At 59.8% G+C, this 15,576-nt stretch carries 14 protein-coding genes; 4 read left to right on the forward strand and 10 right to left on the reverse strand.

Features of this window, described 5'->3' with window-relative positions:
• The first annotated feature begins 110 nt into the window (after positions 1-110).
• Complete coding sequence (dinB, locus tag V8J63_RS13985) at positions 111-1,172, forward strand: DNA polymerase IV (protein ID WP_336464206.1); 1,062 nt, start codon at positions 111-113, stop codon at positions 1,170-1,172.
• A gap of 100 nt (positions 1,173-1,272) precedes the next feature.
• On the opposite strand, the gene V8J63_RS13990 is transcribed toward dinB, so the two are convergent.
• The 4 genes from V8J63_RS13990 to V8J63_RS14005 form a co-directional block, all read right to left on the reverse strand.
• The gene (locus tag V8J63_RS13990) at positions 1,273-2,226 is read right to left on the reverse strand and encodes a hypothetical protein (protein WP_073475925.1); all 954 of its coding nucleotides are present in this window, start codon (positions 2,224-2,226) and stop codon (positions 1,273-1,275) included.
• Positions 2,227-2,243: 17 nt separating this feature from the next.
• Positions 2,244-3,959: a proline--tRNA ligase gene (locus tag V8J63_RS13995; protein WP_125925228.1), complete on the reverse strand. Its 1,716-nt coding sequence runs from the start codon at positions 3,957-3,959 to the stop codon at positions 2,244-2,246.
• 129 nt (positions 3,960-4,088) lie between these two features.
• Entirely contained in the window at positions 4,089-5,648 is a 1,560-nt protein-coding gene (locus tag V8J63_RS14000) for an AmpG family muropeptide MFS transporter (protein ID WP_024011895.1), read from the reverse strand.
• A 43-nt stretch (positions 5,649-5,691) separates the two neighbouring features.
• Positions 5,692-6,045, reverse strand: coding sequence for an MGMT family protein (locus tag V8J63_RS14005; protein WP_016771391.1), 354 nt, complete (start codon positions 6,043-6,045; stop codon positions 5,692-5,694).
• A 165-nt stretch (positions 6,046-6,210) separates the two neighbouring features.
• Between V8J63_RS14005 and V8J63_RS14010 the strand changes: the two genes are divergently transcribed.
• A complete protein-coding gene (locus V8J63_RS14010; RefSeq protein WP_024011896.1) occupies positions 6,211-7,218 on the forward strand; it encodes a DUF481 domain-containing protein in 1,008 nt (335 codons plus the stop codon).
• Between the two features lie 50 nt (positions 7,219-7,268).
• Here V8J63_RS14010 and V8J63_RS14015 read toward each other — a convergent pair whose 3' ends face one another.
• Together V8J63_RS14015 and V8J63_RS14020 are read right to left on the reverse strand one after the other, a co-directional pair.
• Positions 7,269-8,723: a toxin-antitoxin system YwqK family antitoxin gene (locus V8J63_RS14015; protein WP_225927669.1), complete on the reverse strand. Its 1,455-nt coding sequence runs from the start codon at positions 8,721-8,723 to the stop codon at positions 7,269-7,271.
• 130 nt (positions 8,724-8,853) lie between these two features.
• A complete protein-coding gene (locus tag V8J63_RS14020; RefSeq protein WP_002554837.1) occupies positions 8,854-9,063 on the reverse strand; it encodes a cold-shock protein in 210 nt (69 codons plus the stop codon).
• Between the two features lie 355 nt (positions 9,064-9,418).
• Between V8J63_RS14020 and dcd the strand changes: the two genes are divergently transcribed.
• Both dcd and V8J63_RS14030 read left to right on the forward strand, forming a co-directional pair.
• Positions 9,419-9,985, forward strand: coding sequence for a dCTP deaminase (gene dcd, locus V8J63_RS14025; RefSeq protein ID WP_007940589.1), 567 nt, complete (start codon positions 9,419-9,421; stop codon positions 9,983-9,985).
• 107 nt (positions 9,986-10,092) lie between these two features.
• Positions 10,093-10,302 carry a hypothetical protein gene (locus V8J63_RS14030; protein WP_016771389.1) on the forward strand — a complete coding sequence of 70 codons (210 nt, stop codon included), beginning with the start codon at positions 10,093-10,095 and terminating at the stop codon, positions 10,300-10,302.
• A 44-nt stretch (positions 10,303-10,346) separates the two neighbouring features.
• On the opposite strand, the gene pdeM is transcribed toward V8J63_RS14030, so the two are convergent.
• From pdeM to V8J63_RS14050, 4 genes are all read right to left on the reverse strand, one after another.
• The gene (pdeM, locus tag V8J63_RS14035) at positions 10,347-11,000 is read right to left on the reverse strand and encodes a ligase-associated DNA damage response endonuclease PdeM (RefSeq protein ID WP_374190753.1); all 654 of its coding nucleotides are present in this window, start codon (positions 10,998-11,000) and stop codon (positions 10,347-10,349) included.
• Positions 10,997-13,486 carry a ligase-associated DNA damage response DEXH box helicase gene (locus tag V8J63_RS14040; protein WP_336464208.1) on the reverse strand — a complete coding sequence of 830 codons (2,490 nt, stop codon included), beginning with the start codon at positions 13,484-13,486 and terminating at the stop codon, positions 10,997-10,999. Before V8J63_RS14040 ends, pdeM begins: the two co-directional genes overlap by 4 nt.
• A 193-nt stretch (positions 13,487-13,679) precedes the next feature.
• Positions 13,680-14,444 carry an ABC transporter ATP-binding protein gene (locus V8J63_RS14045; protein ID WP_041478066.1) on the reverse strand — a complete coding sequence of 255 codons (765 nt, stop codon included), beginning with the start codon at positions 14,442-14,444 and terminating at the stop codon, positions 13,680-13,682.
• 12 nt (positions 14,445-14,456) lie between these two features.
• Entirely contained in the window at positions 14,457-15,575 is a 1,119-nt protein-coding gene (locus V8J63_RS14050) for a succinylglutamate desuccinylase/aspartoacylase family protein (protein ID WP_125925230.1), read from the reverse strand.
• Position 15,576: the final 1 nt, after the last annotated feature.

Below are 15,576 nucleotides of genomic sequence, written 5' to 3' on the forward strand. Positions count from 1 at the left end.
AATTCAGCGGAAATCTCCTACGGTCGGAAAAGAACATTCAACCACTGGTGCTATATACAGGTGCCAATGAGATACTGCCGCTCCGGCTTACCACGTTGTCTTTTTCCGACATGACCCAGCGAAAAATCATCCACATCGACTGTGACTGTTTCTACGCCGCCATCGAGATGCGCGATGATCCGCGTCTGGCCGGCAAGCCGTTGGCGGTGGGTGGTTCGGCGGATCGACGCGGGGTGATCGCCACCTGCAATTACGAAGCGCGCGCCTATGGTGTGCGCTCGGCAATGGCTTCCGGGCATGCATTAAAGCTGTGCCCGGACCTGACCATCGTCAAGCCGCGTATGGAGGCTTATCGCGAAGCTTCGAAAGAAATTCATACGATCTTTGCCGACTACACCGACCTGATCGAGCCGCTTTCGCTGGACGAGGCCTACCTGGATGTGTCGGACAGCGCGCATTTCGGCGGCAGCGCCACGCGCATCGCCCAGGACATTCGCCGCCGGGTCTCCAACCAATTGCACATCACCGTTTCCGCAGGCGTTGCGCCAAACAAGTTTCTGGCGAAGATCGCCAGCGACTGGAAAAAACCCAACGGTTTGTTCGTGATCACCCCGGATCAGGTCGAAGAGTTCGTCAGTGGTCTGCCGGTAAGCAAGCTGCACGGCGTCGGCAAGGTCACCGCCGACAAGCTCGGCAAGCTCGGCATCGTTGACTGCCAGCATCTGCGCGAGTGGGGCAGGCTGGCGCTGGTGCGCGAATTCGGCAGTTTCGGCGAGCGCTTGTGGAATCTCGCCCGTGGAATCGATGACCGGCTGGTGCACAACGACAGCCGCCGTCAGTCGATCAGCGTGGAAAACACCTACGACGTTGATCTGCCGGACTTGCGCAGCTGCCTGGAAAAATTGCCCGAGTTGCTCGATACCCTGAAAACCCGCATGGCCCGAATCGACAGCAGTTATCGACCGGGCAAGCCGTTCGTCAAAGTCAAATTTCATGATTTCACCCAGACCACGCTGGAACAGGCCGGGGCAGGGCGTGACCTGGGCAGTTATCAGTTGATGCTGACGCAGGCGTTCAATCGCGGCGGCAAACCGGTGCGGTTGTTGGGGGTGGGGGTGAGGCTGAAGGATCTGCGCGGCGGGTTTGAGCAGATGGAGTTGTTTGAACGGTAGATTCGCGGTGCCTGGCAGGGCCTCTTCGCGAGCAGGCTCGCTCCCACAGTTAGAATGCATTCCTCTGGGGGAGCGAGCCTGCTCGCGAAGCTTTTAAGCTTTAATTCGGTCCCGGATCAGCCACTAAGCGCCCGGCATCCTTGGCCAGGGACTTGAGAAACTCAGTCTGCAACTCAGGATCATTGCGGGTCAGTTCGATCAGGCTTTGTTCCAATTCGCTGGCTTCTTCTTCCAGGCCCAGCTCCGACAGGCGTTTGACCCGGTGTACCCACTGGCTCACCTCATCATCTTCCAGGTCGTCATAAATCAGCCCGTGCGCCTCGATCAACTTGCCGCGCAGGTGGCCGCTGAGCATCAGGGTCGAGTCGGTATGCACGTCGTCCTTGGCGTCTTCGACACTGATCTGCAAGCGGCCAACATGGTTGAGGTCATGTTCGGCGAACGGACTGTCGAGCAGGTTCAAGCGCAGCACGCCGTTGCGATCAGTGGTCATGTCGAACGTCTGCTTGCCGGCCTTGACCTGCACCGGTCGTTCGCTCCACGGCAGGCTCGAATACTCCGTGCGCTTGTCGCGCTGGACTTCGTCGATGCCCGCGAGGTTCTGCTGCGCGCGACCATTGGACTGCACGTTCATGAACGGGTTGAGCCCGGCAAAACCGTAGCTCAGCCAATCCTTGGTGACGCTGTCCGGCAGGTTACCGAGGGCAAACACGTTGACCACGTTGGCACCGACACCACCGACCACGGCCACCGCCCCCAGCGGAATCTCGTAGACTTCGCGCCAGGGTTGATAAGGCGTGTAGCGGTCGTAACGGCGGGTGACCTCGAACTCGGTGACTTCGAAAGTCTTCTGCTCGTTGATCTTCACGCGTCGCTGCGGCAGCTCGAGCACCTTGGGCTCGCCGACATCGATCTGCAGGCTGTGATCGAGCAGTTTTCGCTCGACCCGCTCTTCGTGCTCGCTGCGTTGCGACATGTGATTGGCGCAGCCGCTGACCAGCAGGGCGCCGCACAGGGCGGCGCCACCGAGGCCTAAGGTGTTTCGCTTGAACATGACGTCTCTATCTGGTTTCAGCGGCGGATACGGGCCTGAAGGAAGGACACAAGATCGGCCACCGGCAGTGCTTGCGCCTCTGCTTCGGAACGACTCTTGTATTCCAGGTTGCCTTCGGCGAGGCCGCGGTCGCTGACCACGATCCGGTGTGGAATGCCGATCAGCTCCATGTCCGCAAACTTGATGCCCGGGCTGGTTTTCTTGTCGCGATCGTCCAGCAGCACTTCGAAGCCGGCCGCCGTCAGTTCGGCGTACAGCTTGTCGGTGGCTTCGCGCACCTGCTCGGTTTCATAGCGCAGCGGTACCAGCGCGATCTGGAACGGCGCCAGGGTGTCGCTCCAGATGATGCCGTTGGCGTCGTTGTTCTGCTCGATGGCAGCGGCGACCACGCGGGAAACGCCAATCCCGTAGCAGCCCATTTCCAGGGTCACCGGCTTGCCGTTTTCGCCCAGCACTTCGCACTTCATCGCCTTGCTGTACTTGTTGCCCAGCTGGAAGATGTGGCCGACTTCGATGCCGCGCTTGATTTCCAGCGTGCCTTTGCCGTCCGGGCTTGGGTCGCCGGCGACGACGTTGCGCAGGTCGGCAACGGTCGGAACCGGCAGATCACGCTCCCAGTTCACGCCGAAGTAGTGCTTGTCGTCGATGTTCGCGCCAATGCCGAAGTCGCTCATCATCGCGACCGAGCGGTCGATGATGATCGGCAACGGCAGGTTCAGCGGGCCGAGCGAACCGGCGCCGGCGCCAATCGCGTCACGCAGTTCGGCATCGGAGGCCATCACCAGCGGGCTGGCCACGCCAGGCTGGTTGGCAGCCTTGATTTCGTTCAGTTCGTGGTCGCCACGAATCACCAGCGCGATCAGCTTGCCTTCTTCTTCGGCGTGGACGATCAGGGTCTTGATGGTCTTTTCAATCGGCAGATTGAATTTTTCCACCAGCGCCGCGATGGTCTTGGTGTCAGGCGTATCGACCAAGCGCAGTTCTTCGGTTGGCGCAGGGCGCGAGGTTTCCCGAGGCACCGCTTCGGCTTTTTCGATGTTCGCCGCGTAGTCGGAACCGTTGCTGAAGACGATATCGTCTTCGCCGGACTCGGCCAGCACGTGGAATTCGTGGGAGCCGGCGCCGCCGATCGAGCCGTTGTCGGCTTCTACCGGACGGAATTTCAGACCCAGACGCGTGAAGATGTTGCAGTAGGCTTCATGCATGCGGTCATAAGTGATCTGCAGCGACGCCTGATCAGCGTGGAAGGAGTAGGCGTCCTTCATGATGAATTCGCGGCCGCGCATCAAACCGAAGCGTGGGCGGATTTCATCGCGGAATTTGGTCTGGATCTGGTACAGGTTGATTGGCAGCTGTTTGTAGCTGCTCAACTCGTTGCGCATCAGATCGGTGATCACTTCTTCGTGGGTCGGGCCCGCGCAGAAATCACGACCGTGGCGGTCTTTGATGCGCAGCAGCTCAGGGCCGTATTCTTCCCAGCGCCCCGATTCCTGCCACAGCTCGGCCGGTTGGGTGCTCGGCATCAACACTTCCAGAGAACCGGCAGCGTTCATTTCTTCGCGAACGATGGCTTCGACCTTGCGCATGACTCGCAGGCCCATCGGCAGCCAGGTGTACAGGCCCGAGGCAAGCTTGCGGATCATGCCGGCGCGCAGCATCAGCTGGTGGCTGATCACGACCGCGTCGGAAGGCGTTTCTTTCTGTGTGGCGAGCAAAAATTGACTGGTGCGCATGGTTGGCCGTTGTCGGTTGCTATGACTGGAAATGACGGAGCAGTGTACCGGCGAGTTTTGCTGACGTACAGAAGTGTGGCCGGCGGAAGGCGCCAGCGGCGGGATTCCTCCCGCCATTGGCGAAGCGTCCTACGATTCTTCGGTGACGGGCGTCGGTGCAGGCTCGGGCGTCGGTGTCTGCCCTTCGCGGCGGCGTTCCTGGAACCAGTGCAGCGCGATCAGTAGCAGCGTTGGTACGCCGAGCAGGGCAGTGATGAGGAAGAAGCTGTGATAGCCGAACTTCTCGACCAGCACGCCGGAATAGCCGCCCATCAGGCGCGGCAGCAGCAACATGATCGAGCTGAGCAGGGCATATTGCGTTGCGGAAAACTTCAGGTTGGTCAGGCTCGACAGGTAAGCGACGAACGCCGACGTCGCCAGGCCCGAACTGAAGTTGTCGAGGGAAATGGTCACCACCAGCATCTGCAGGTTCGGGCCCATGTCCGCGAGCATGACGAACAGCAGGTTGGTCGCTGCCGAAGACACACCACCGATAAACAGGATCGGCAGAATGCCGAAGCGCACGATCAACAGGCCACCCATGCCGGCGCCGACGAGGGTCATGATCAGGCCGAAAATCTTGCTGACACTGGCGATCTGATCCTTGGTGAAACCCTGGTCGATGTAAAACACGTTGGCCATGACGCCCATTACCGTGTCGGACATCCGGTAAGTGGCGATCAGGCCCAGCAGCAACAGCGCCTGCCAGCGATAACGCAGGATGAAGTCATTGATCGGCGTGAGTACCGGCGCCAGTCCGCGCCGGCCCATGGCCGACAGGCACATGCCGGTGAGCAATATATAGAGGATGGCGCGCAGAAAGGCGCGGTCTTCGAGAAGTAGGTCGAGCGGGCTCATGTCACCGAACAGCACGCCGGCGAAATCGGTGTTGTACAGCTGGGTGAACATCGCCGGCACGGAAACCAGCAAAACGATCAGCACGAACACCGACATCAGTTGATGCATGAACGTGTAGCGCCCGGCCTGCAACTGCGTGCGCAGCGGCACCGGTGGTTCGCGCATGAACAGCGTGGTCAGCAGTGCGGGCACCATCAATGCGCCAAACAGTACATAGGTGCCGGTCCACGCCGCGTGCTTATAGTTGAAGCCGGTTGAGCCGAAACCTTCGGCGAAGAACAGCGCGCCGGCGGTGGCGAGCAGGGCAGCAACACGATAACCGGACATGTAGCTGGCGGCGAGGGCGGCCTGGCGGCTGTCATCGGCGATTTCCAGGCGATAGGCGTCGACCGCGATATCCTGCGTGGCCGAGGCGAAGGCGACTACGACGGCAATGGCGATCAGCCAGGACAAATGCTTCTGCGGATCACAGAAGCCCATGCCGATCAGCCCGAGAATCACCAGTGCCTGGGAGAGCACCAGCCAGGAACGGCGGCGGCCGAGCTTGCCCAGCAAGGGCAGGCGCCATTGGTCGAGCAGGGGCGACCAGACCCATTTGAACGCGTACGCCAGGCCGATCAGGCTTGCATAGCCAATGGTTTCACGGGCCACGCCTGCTTCACGCAGCCATACGGAGAGCGTCGAGAACACCAGCATGTACGGCAGGCCGGCGGCAAAACCGAGCAACAACAGCACGAGCGTCGAAGGACTGGCATAGGCGGCGAGCGCGGCGCGCCAGGTTTTACGGGGCATGGGCTGAAGTCTGCCTCAAAATTGCGAAAACAAAGCGCGCACTCTAACCGCTGTGCTCTACCGGACGCCAGCCATGGCGCCGAATATCCACACGATTGTTCTGGACGGTGATGCCTTCCATGCGCAATCGCGCACGTTGTTCATCACCGGAAGGGCTGCCGACCGGCAGACTGATGCGCCCGCCGGCGCCGAGTACGCGGTGCCAGGGCAGCTTGGTGTCGCCGGGCAACTGGCTCAAAGTCCGCCCGACCCAGCGCGCGGCGCGGCCCAGCCCGGCGAGTTCGGCCAACTGGCCATAACTGACGACTTTGCCTTCGGGCACTTGCGCGAGCGTCGAGTAGAGTGCCGTGCGTCGGATTTGCGCATCGTTTTCGACGCTGTCGAGCGGGTCTTTCAAGTACGCGGCTCCTGAGCATTGGCGTGACGATGGCGACAAGGGTAATCGCTCGTGGCCCAGTTGAGAAATGAACTCAATTGAAATAGTCCGGTCAGTCCTTGTCATGGGCAAAATCCTACGGATAATGCCGACCCTTTTCGCCAACTCTGAGCCCCCGATCTGCTTATGTTCCCCAGAACCCTGTTGTGCCTTGCTGTTTTCAGCGCGTCCACGCCCCTGCTTGCCGACACCGTCTGGTTGAAAAACGGCGACAAGCTGAGTGGCACTATCACGGTATTCGACGGCGGCAAGCTGTTGATCCAGACCAAATACGCCGGCGCAGTGGCGATTGACTGGAAAGAGGTCAAGACCCTCGACAGCGATCAGCACCTGCTGGTGAAGCAGGACGCCTATGCCGGTGAAGTGTCGAAGTCGCTGACGGCGGCCGACGATGGCAAAGTCACCCTGGCCAACGGCGAGGCGCCGAAAACGGTCGAGCTGGCGAGCATTCAGCAGATCCTCAAGCCCAAGCCGATCGTCACCGACCTGGTGTGGAAGGGCAACGTCGATCTGGCGCTGGACTATCAGCGCGCCGAAAAGGACACCGACGATTACGACGTTGCCTTCAAGACTTCGGCTCGCCATGGTCGCTGGCGGCATACCGGCGAGGGTGAGTACAACCGCGAAGTCCAGGATGCGGAAACCACCACCAACAACTGGCGCGCCGAATATTCCCTCGACCGTTTCCTCACCGATCAGTGGTTCTGGCAGGGGCGCATCAACTACAAGCGTGATCACATCGAAGAGCTGGCGCGTCAGCGCGTGGTCGGTACCGGTCCGGGCTACCAGTTCTGGGACGACGAACTCGGCGCGTTCTCCCTGGGCTCGTTGCTCAACCGCACCGATTACGAGTATCGCGATGGCAGCAAGGACAACTTCTATTCCGTCGCGATGAAGTGGGACTACAACCGCTACCTGATCGGCAAGAAGGTCGAGTTCTTCACCAATGGCGAAGTCGGCAAGCCGCTGTCGGGCGTTGCCGATTACGCGCTGGATGCCGAACTGGGCCTGCGCTACAAGGTCACCGACTGGGCCTCGCTCAACCTCAAGGCCGAGCGCGACATCATCAGCGGCACCAACGATGCGGATCTGAACAAGACCCGTTATACCGCAGGGTTTGGTGTGGCCTGGTAAGCACCTGCGCTAGAAAGGAGAAAGCCCCGTGATTGCGGGGCTTTTCATTGTCAGCTTTCTGCTTTGGTCTTGCTGACGGGAATCGAAACACATTCTCCCTGCCTGACGCCCATCTGGTATTGGCATTGGTAGCTCAGGCTGCCGTCTTTCCTGAAGAAGCGCATCGGTCCATGCTCGGCGCCATCGATATAATCGGTAAATGAAGCCATCTCACCGTTTTCGTGCCATGTCGTGGATGATCCGTGAAGGTTGCCGTCTTTGTATTTTCGATGTTCTTTAAGCTGGCCGGTCGCGTACCACTGTTTGAAGTCGCCCTGTTGGCGATGTTTTTCATCCCACTGCCACTGCAAGGTTTGCCTGCCTTGCTCATTCCATTGCTCATAGCTTCGTTGCACACCGTCCCTGTAAAACTGTTTCTCTTTGACTGTCCCGTCGATGAAGTAAGTGGTTAGCCAGCCATCTGGCTTGCCGTCGACATTGGTGCGGGAGGTCTCAACGGCTCCATTATCAAAATAATGATTATTTGGCCCTTGGGATTTGCCGTTGATGAAAACGGTTTCGTACCTGATCTGTCCATTCGAGTGGTATCCAAGGGCAGGGCCGTGGAGAACGTCATTTCGATAACTGCTGCGCCCGATCAGCGTCCCGTCCTCGTCATATTCCAAATACTCGCCATCTACATGCTTGCCCAGATGCCAATTGTAGGACTCAGCGATTTTGCCATTTTCGTGATAGATAAATTGCCAACCCTCGAGATGGTTGTTGAGGTAGTTTTCACGCTTGATGACGACCCCTTGTTCGGAATATGTCAGCGCCTCGCCCTGACGCAGGCCGTTAGCATCATTCTGGTAGGTCCGGCGGGGTTTTCCGTTTCGATAGTAAGCTTTGTATGTCAGAACGGGTTTCGCTGAAGCGAAGTCTTCTCTGTCGACGTAATGCTCGCTGCGTAGACTTCGCGTGTCCCGGTAAAAAATTTGTGCTTGCCACGCCTGTTTTTCTTCGTCATAGGACATTGGCATTTTCAGGTAGTACAACGCCAGGCCTTCGCCGATCGGCTTGAGGTGCTCGTCCAGATAAAGCTTGTCGTCTGCCAGAGGGTTCGTCAGGTCTGCGCACTCCTCAGGAGTGCAGGGGCGTACCTTTTCGAAGAAGGCGCGTTTTCGCTCGCAAGCGGAGAGCGTCAGAATCAGGGGGATTTTTTGGTCGATCAAGTCTTGGACTTCGCCGAGCGCTCGTCGAAATGATTCGTTCGGAATGCCCAATGATTCTGGCGTCAAATAGACCTCGTTGCTCCCGCAGGCGTGAGGAGTCGAGAGCGTCAGGAGCGCTGCGCCTCTGAGTTGCATCGAAGAGTGGCCATTGACTTCTGGTCCTTTCGCCAGATATGTCGCACGAGGGTTCATGCCGAGAATCACCGTCGGATGATCAGATTTGGTCTCTGCATTCAGAGGGGGGGCGAACGCCAACAGCAACGCGTTGAATGTGTTCCAAGAGATGAATTGCATCCTGCTTCTTCCATGTGATTCCAGGGCGCGGATCATATAGAGCGGAGGCAAAAAGAGGGGCAAACAAAATATACAGACACAAAAAAGCCCCGCTTTTAAGGGCGGGGCTCTTTTCTAAAGAAGCTACAAGTTAGATAACTTGTACTTCTTCAGCTTGCATGCCTTTCTGACCGCGGGTAGCGATGAAAGAAACCTGTTGGCCTTCTTTCAGGCTTTTGAAGCCGTCGGATTGGATAGCTTTGAAGTGAACGAACAGGTCGTCACCGGATTGTGGAGTGATGAAGCCGAAGCCTTTTTCATCGTTGAACCACTTAACGGTACCGGTTTGGCGATTAGACATGGTGTAACTCCTTGAACAAAGATAACTGCGACTCAGGAAGAACCCTGGCCGAGACTGAGTGCAAAGAGCAGGAAAAATTCTTGTAGATGGTTGGATCGAAATTCAACATATCGTGTAGAGATTCTCAGTGACACAAGCAACACAGTGACGCCACCTTAACCCTTTTTCCGGAACGTGCCAATGTTTCTTGCAAAGGATTCTGTGTTTTAGGGATCGGCGGTGCGACGGTTCGTCGCCACAGCGCGTAAATACGGGGTGTTCGCCGAGAATTGCGTTGCGCACTTTGATCGCGGCGACGCGCCCGGTAAGATGCCGGACAGAATTTTTCCACCTCGCTATTCAGGACAAACCCGCCATGAGCATCAAATCGGACAAGTGGATTCGCCGCATGGCGCAGGAACACGGCATGATCGAACCGTTCGTCGAGCGCCAGATGCGCGGCAGCGACGACAGCCGGGTGATTTCCTACGGCGTGTCGAGCTACGGCTACGATGTGCGTTGCACCAACCACTTCAAGGTGTTCACCAACATCAACTCGGCCATTGTCGACCCGAAGAACTTCGACGCCGGCAGCTTCGTCGACATCCACAGCGACGTCTGCATCATTCCGCCGAACTCCTTCGCCCTGGCCAGCACCGTCGAGTACTTCCGCATTCCGCGCAACGTGCTGACCATCTGCCTGGGTAAAAGCACCTACGCGCGCTGCGGCATCATCGTCAACGTCACTCCGCTCGAGCCTGAGTGGGAAGGTCATGTGACCCTGGAATTTTCCAACACCACCAACCTGCCGGCGAAAATCTACGCCAACGAAGGTGTGGCGCAGATGCTCTTCCTCGAATCCGATGAAGAATGTGAAGTTTCCTACAAGGATCGTGGCGGCAAATATCAGGGCCAGCGTGGCGTAACCTTGCCGCGTACCTGATCGACCATCCGACGGATGTCGGGAATTCTTTGGCGGGCAGACACTCTATGGGGTGTACTGCCCGTTTTTGTTACACACAAATTCGGGCCTTCACTGAGGAGTGCCCTATGAAGATCGACCCGCGAATCAGCGCTGAACTGGCAAGGCTTGAGCCCAATCAGATAGGCGTTCTGGCCTGGTCGTTACTGGCGAATCCGTCTTTGAGCCTGTCCGGCGGCGTGCCCGGCCAGCCCGATCCCGATACTCCCAACGAACAACCGACCGAACCAGGCGAACCGACCCTGCCGGACGAACCGCCTCCGGCGCCTGTCGCCTGACCCACTGTCATGAATATGGCCCGTCAGCCTGATCGATTTGCGATCTAGCTGACGGGCCATATTTCGTTGTCGCCGATCACGAAGACCTTGCAACTGTCGTCCCGCTCGACCTGATAGCCGCCGGTAAACGCACCGAATGCCGGCATCAGGCTGATGCGCTCACCGAGTCTGAAACAAGCCAGGCGCAGACTCTGCCGACCTTTGCCATGCAGCCGATAGACCGGGTGAACGTGGCCGGCGAGCACGTGCCGTTCCGGATGCGCATCGGGCTCATGCTGCAAGGCAAACGGCCCGAGTAACAGCGGTTCTGGCACCACGCGGATATTCAGCGAGGCCGGCGGGTCGCCTGCGCGTTTGTCATGGTTGCCGCGAATCAGCGTCATCGGCAGGTCAGCGTGCCGCGCTCGCCACTCTGCCAGCGCATTCAGTGTGGTCGGGACATGTGAGCCAGGCCCATGCAGGAAATCCCCGAGAAAAATCAACTGGCGACACGGCAGCCGCGCCAGCAACGTGTCGATTACCTCGATGTTGCTCGCCGTCGTGCCATGCGGCACCGGCTGGCCGAGGCTGCGATAGGCCGCTGCTTTACCGAAATGCACGTCTGCGATCAGCAATGCTTCCTGCGCTGGCCAGTACAGGGCTTTCTCCGGCAGCAGCCATAACTCCTCACCGGCCAAACGCACCGGGTACGCACTCACGACGATTTTCCGTTATCAGCGGTTTTTTCCAGGTCACCGACCATTCTTCTAATCCTGTCAGCCAGTTTTTCCGAACTCATGCTCTCGCGCATCCGCTCCACCAGCAGCGGAAAGCCCAACGGTGTAGGACGTTTAACCTGATGCAAGTCGAGTTTCATCCGATTGATCCGCTCCAGTGTCTGCTCCAAACGACGAATATCCAGTTCCTCGCGCAGGACTTCTTCCCCGGCCTGGGCCAGCAGCAGATTGTCGGCGTCGTATTGTTTGAACACCTGGAAAAACAAGCCACTCGACGCCTGCACCTGGCGGGTACTCTTTGGTGCGCCCGGATACCCGGCGAACACCAGCCCGGCGATCCGCGCGATTTCGCGGAAGCGGCGCAACGCCAGTTCACCGGCATTGAGGCTGGCCAGCACGTCCAGCAACAGGTCATCGGCATTGAACAGTCGCGCATCGAGATGCGTAGCCCAATCCACCGGCGTGGCGCTGAGCAGTTCCAGGCCGTAATCGTTCACGGCAATTGAGAAGGTCACCGGTTGCCGCTGACTGACGCGCCATGCCAGCAGGCTCGCCAGTCCCAGATGCACTTGGCGCCCGGCGAACGGATAGAGGAAAAGGTGCCAGCCCTCGCGGGATTTCAATACCTCGGCCAGCAGATTTTCCGTGGTGGGCAAGCCGGACCAGCGTATCTGCGTCTCCAGCAGCGGCCGCAACGCGTGCATTTCCGGGCCTTTGAATTGACCTTGAGCAGCGGCGCTGAAGCGCGTGACCACCGCTTCGGCCAGTTCGTTGGATAACGGCATGCGCCCGCCATTCCAGCGCGGCACGGCGGCTTTTTTTGCGGTGCTGCGTTTGACGTAGGCGGTCATGTTTTCCACCCGCACCAGCTCCAGCAAGCGCCCGGCGAAGAGGAAACCATCGCCGGGTTTCAGCCGGGCGATAAAGCCTTCCTCGACGCTGCCCAGCTGTTTCCCGCCGCCGCCCTTGCTCCAGAATTTCAGGTTGATGCTCGCGTCGCTGACGATGGTGCCGATGCTCATGCGATGGCGCCGCGCCAGACGCGCATCCGGCACACGCCAGACGCCGTGTTCGTCCGGCTCGACCCGGCGGTAATCCGGATACGCTGTAAGAGACATCCCGCCATGGCGTACGAACGCCAGCGCCCAGGCCCAGTCTGCCGCTGTCAGGTCACGATAAGCCCAGGCACCACGGACTTCTTCGTACAAGTCTTCAGGAATAAAGCCACCGCCAAGGGCCATGCTGACCAAATGCTGGACCAGCACATCCAGCGGCTTGTGCGGTGACAGACGCGGCTCGATGCGTCGTTGCTCGACGGCATCCCGTGCGGCGACCGCTTCGATCAGTTCAAGACTGTGGGTCGGCACCAGCGTCACCCGCGAGGTGCGCCCCGGTGCGTGACCGGAACGCCCGGCACGTTGCATCAAACGTGCGACGCCTTTCGCCGAGCCGATTTGCAGTACGCGCTCGACCGGGAGGAAATCCACTCCCAAGTCCAGGCTTGAGGTGCAGACCACCGCTTTCAATTGGCCATTCTTCAATGCCTGCTCGACCCAGTCGCGGGTATCGCGCGACAGTGAGCTGTGATGCAGCGCGATCAACCCGGCCCAGTCCGGCCGCGCTTCCAGCAGCGCCTGATACCAGATCTCCGATTGTGCGCGGGTGTTGGTGAACACCAGGCTGCTGGCGCAGACGTCGAGTTCGGCCACCACCTGCGGCAGCATCTTCAGACCAATGTGGCCGGCCCAGGGAAAACGCTCGATGGCCGGTGGCAGCAGGGTGTCGACTTGCAGGGTTTTTTCGCTTTTGCCCTGAACACTGACGCCGCCGCCCTGTGGGATCAGCACTTGCTCGGCGTGGGATTGATTACCGAGGGTGGCGGACACGCCCCAAACGATCAGTTCCGGCTGCCAATGCCGCAGGCGAGCGAGGGCCAGTTGCAGTTGCACGCCGCGTTTGTTGCCGAGCAACTCGTGCCATTCATCGACGACGATCATGCGCAGGGTCGACAACGCCGTGCGCGCATCGGAGCGGGCGAGCAACAGAGTCAGGCTTTCCGGGGTGGTAATCAGCGTCGTCGGCAAGCGCCGGCCCTGACGAGCGCGTTCGCTGCTGCTGGTGTCGCCGGTGCGCAGGCCGATGCTCCACGGAATCTGCAATTCATCGACCGGGCTTTGTAAAGCGCGGGCGGTATCGGCGGCGAGGGCGCGCATCGGCGTGATCCACAGCACCGTCAGCGGTTCGGCCGGCGGTTTGCGTTTGCGCGGTGTAGCCGCGGGCGGTTGCAGGCGGGCGAAGCGGTTGAGCGCAGCAAACCATACCGCATAAGTTTTGCCGGCGCCGGTGCTGGCGTGGAGCAATCCGGACTCGCCGTTTTTCACCGCCGCCCACACCTGTTTCTGAAAGGCGAACGGCTTCCAGTCGCGGGCGCTGAACCAGGTTTTTGCAAAGTCGGGGGATTTCGCCATGCCGGCTGCGTGCGCTCTGGAGGTGTTGTTTCAGAGACAGCGAAGCGGGGGGACAAGTTTAACTTTGTCGGTCGAGGGATTCCCCCGTGGGAGCGAGCCTGCTCGCGAATGCGATGTCACATTCAACATTGATGTCGACTGATAAACCGCTTTCGCGAGCAGGCTCGCTCCCACACAGGGTTGGGTGCCAACCTTATTTAAGGTTGCCGCTGAGGAACTGCTTCAGCCGTTCGCTTTTGGGATTGCCCAGCACGTCTTCCGGCGCACCTTCTTCTTCCACCAGACCCTGATGCAGAAACAGCACCTGATTCGACACCTTGCGCGCAAAACTCATTTCATGGGTGACCATGATCATCGTCCGGCCTTCCTCGGCCAGGCCCTGAATTACTTTCAGCACTTCGCCGACCAGTTCCGGGTCGAGTGCCGAGGTCGGTTCGTCGAACAGCATCACTTCCGGTTCCATCGCCAGTGCCCGGGCGATCGCCACGCGCTGTTGCTGGCCGCCGGAGAGAAACGCCGGGTATTGATCGGCGACCCGCGCCGGCAAGCCGACTTTGTCCAGATAACGTCGGGCGCGATCCTCGGCTTCCTGTTTGCTGCAACCGAGCACCCGGCGCGGGGCCATGGTGATGTTTTCCAGCACGGTCATGTGGCTCCACAGGTTGAAATGCTGGAACACCATCGCCAGCCGCGTGCGCAGGCGTTGCAGTTCATCGGCGTCGGCGACGTGCATGCCGTGGCGGTCGGTGACCATGCGGATCGCCTGGCCATCAAGGCTCATGGCGCCGTCATTCGGTTGCTCGAGGAAATTGATGCAGCGCAAAAAGGTGCTTTTGCCCGAGCCGCTGGCGCCGATCAGGCTGATCACGTCGCCGGTTTTGGCCTTGAGCGAAACGCCTTTGAGCACCTGATGATCGCCATAGCTTTTGTGCAGGCCTTCAACGGTCAGTTTGTACATGGACGAGCATCCTCAAGGCGAAAGTAGGTAGCCGCTGCGATAGGCTTCGGCGCCCGCGACGTGGGCGATGACCATGCCGGCAGTGGCCATGCGCCGCAGCGAGCGCGCATACAGCAGACCGGCGGCGGTGCAATGAATGGGGGTGACCTTGTCGTGGACCGGGTCGATGATTTCGGCGATCTGCTGGCCGGCTTCCAGGTATTGGCCGGGTGTGGCGCAGTACACCAGCAGGCCGCCGACTGGCGTGGTCACCGGTTCGACCCCGGCCAGCGGCGTGGGAGGGTACGGCAGTGGCGGTTGCGGCTTGGTCTCGCCGACGATGGCATCGAACTGGATCAGATAGTCGATCAGCGCCTGACAATCGCGGCTGGCCAGCGGGTGGTTGACGTCACCCTGGCCGCGCAATTCGACGGTCACCGAGAAGCTGCCCAGCGGAATCTCGAACTGCTCGCCGAAGCGCTCGCGCAGTTGCCACCAGAGCAGGGTGAAGCATTCGTCGAACGACTGCCCGCCGGAATCGGTAGCGAGCAGACTGGCCTGCGCTTCGATATAACGCGCCAGTGGCTCGACCTGTGGCCAGGCCTCCGGCGTGGTGTACAGGTGCACCACCGATTCGAAGTCGCAGTGCAAGTCCAGCACCATGTCGGCATCGCAGGCCAGGCGTTGCAGGGTCAGACGCTGGGATTGCAGTTGTGTGGTCGGCGTCTGGCGGGCGAGGGCGTTGCGCAGGCTGGTGCGGATCAGTTCGAGGTTGTGCTGCGCGTCGTCGTTGAGTTGGCCTTCGATGGCGTTGCCGATTTCTTCGCTGAGGTCGACGAACCAGCGATTGAAGTTCTGCCCGCTCTCCAGGTCGTAACGGCCCAGCGGCACGTCCATCAGCACTTGTTCGAGGCCGACCGGGTTGGCCACCGGCACGAGGACGATTTCGCTGCGCAGGCGGCCGGCAGCTTCCAGCTCGGCCAGACGCTGCTTCAGGTGCCAGGCGACCAGCATGCCCGGCAGTTCGTCGGCATGCAGCGAGGCCTGAATGTACACCTTGCCCTTGGCCTGCTGTGGGCCGAAGTGGAAACTGTGAATCTGCCGTGCGGTCCCCGGCAGCGGGGCCAGCAAGTCATGAATCTGGTGGCGCATT

The organism is Pseudomonas sp. CCNWLW23 (assembly GCF_037095675.1).
GTDB classification, from domain to species: Bacteria; Pseudomonadota; Gammaproteobacteria; order Pseudomonadales; family Pseudomonadaceae; genus Aquipseudomonas; species Aquipseudomonas atacamensis.

Excerpts from the sequence above, each read along its gene's own strand:
- dinB (WP_336464206.1), top strand. The coding sequence starts at position 111 with ATGACCCAGCGAAAAATCATCCACATCGACTGTGACTGTTTCTACGCC.
- V8J63_RS13990 (WP_073475925.1), bottom strand. The coding sequence starts at position 2,226 with ATGTTCAAGCGAAACACCTTAGGCCTCGGTGGCGCCGCCCTGTGCGGC.
- V8J63_RS13995 (WP_125925228.1), bottom strand. The coding sequence starts at position 3,959 with ATGCGCACCAGTCAATTTTTGCTCGCCACACAGAAAGAAACGCCTTCC.
- V8J63_RS14000 (WP_024011895.1), bottom strand. The coding sequence starts at position 5,648 with ATGCCCCGTAAAACCTGGCGCGCCGCGCTCGCCGCCTATGCCAGTCCT.
- V8J63_RS14010 (WP_024011896.1), top strand. The coding sequence starts at position 6,211 with ATGTTCCCCAGAACCCTGTTGTGCCTTGCTGTTTTCAGCGCGTCCACG.
- V8J63_RS14015 (WP_225927669.1), bottom strand. The coding sequence starts at position 8,723 with ATGCAATTCATCTCTTGGAACACATTCAACGCGTTGCTGTTGGCGTTC.
- V8J63_RS14020 (WP_002554837.1), bottom strand. The coding sequence starts at position 9,063 with ATGTCTAATCGCCAAACCGGTACCGTTAAGTGGTTCAACGATGAAAAA.
- dcd (WP_007940589.1), top strand. The coding sequence starts at position 9,419 with ATGAGCATCAAATCGGACAAGTGGATTCGCCGCATGGCGCAGGAACAC.
- V8J63_RS14030 (WP_016771389.1), top strand. The coding sequence starts at position 10,093 with ATGAAGATCGACCCGCGAATCAGCGCTGAACTGGCAAGGCTTGAGCCC.
- V8J63_RS14040 (WP_336464208.1), bottom strand. The coding sequence starts at position 13,486 with ATGGCGAAATCCCCCGACTTTGCAAAAACCTGGTTCAGCGCCCGCGAC.
- V8J63_RS14045 (WP_041478066.1), bottom strand. The coding sequence starts at position 14,444 with ATGTACAAACTGACCGTTGAAGGCCTGCACAAAAGCTATGGCGATCAT.
- V8J63_RS14050 (WP_125925230.1), bottom strand. The coding sequence starts at position 15,575 with ATGCGCCACCAGATTCATGACTTGCTGGCCCCGCTGCCGGGGACCGCA.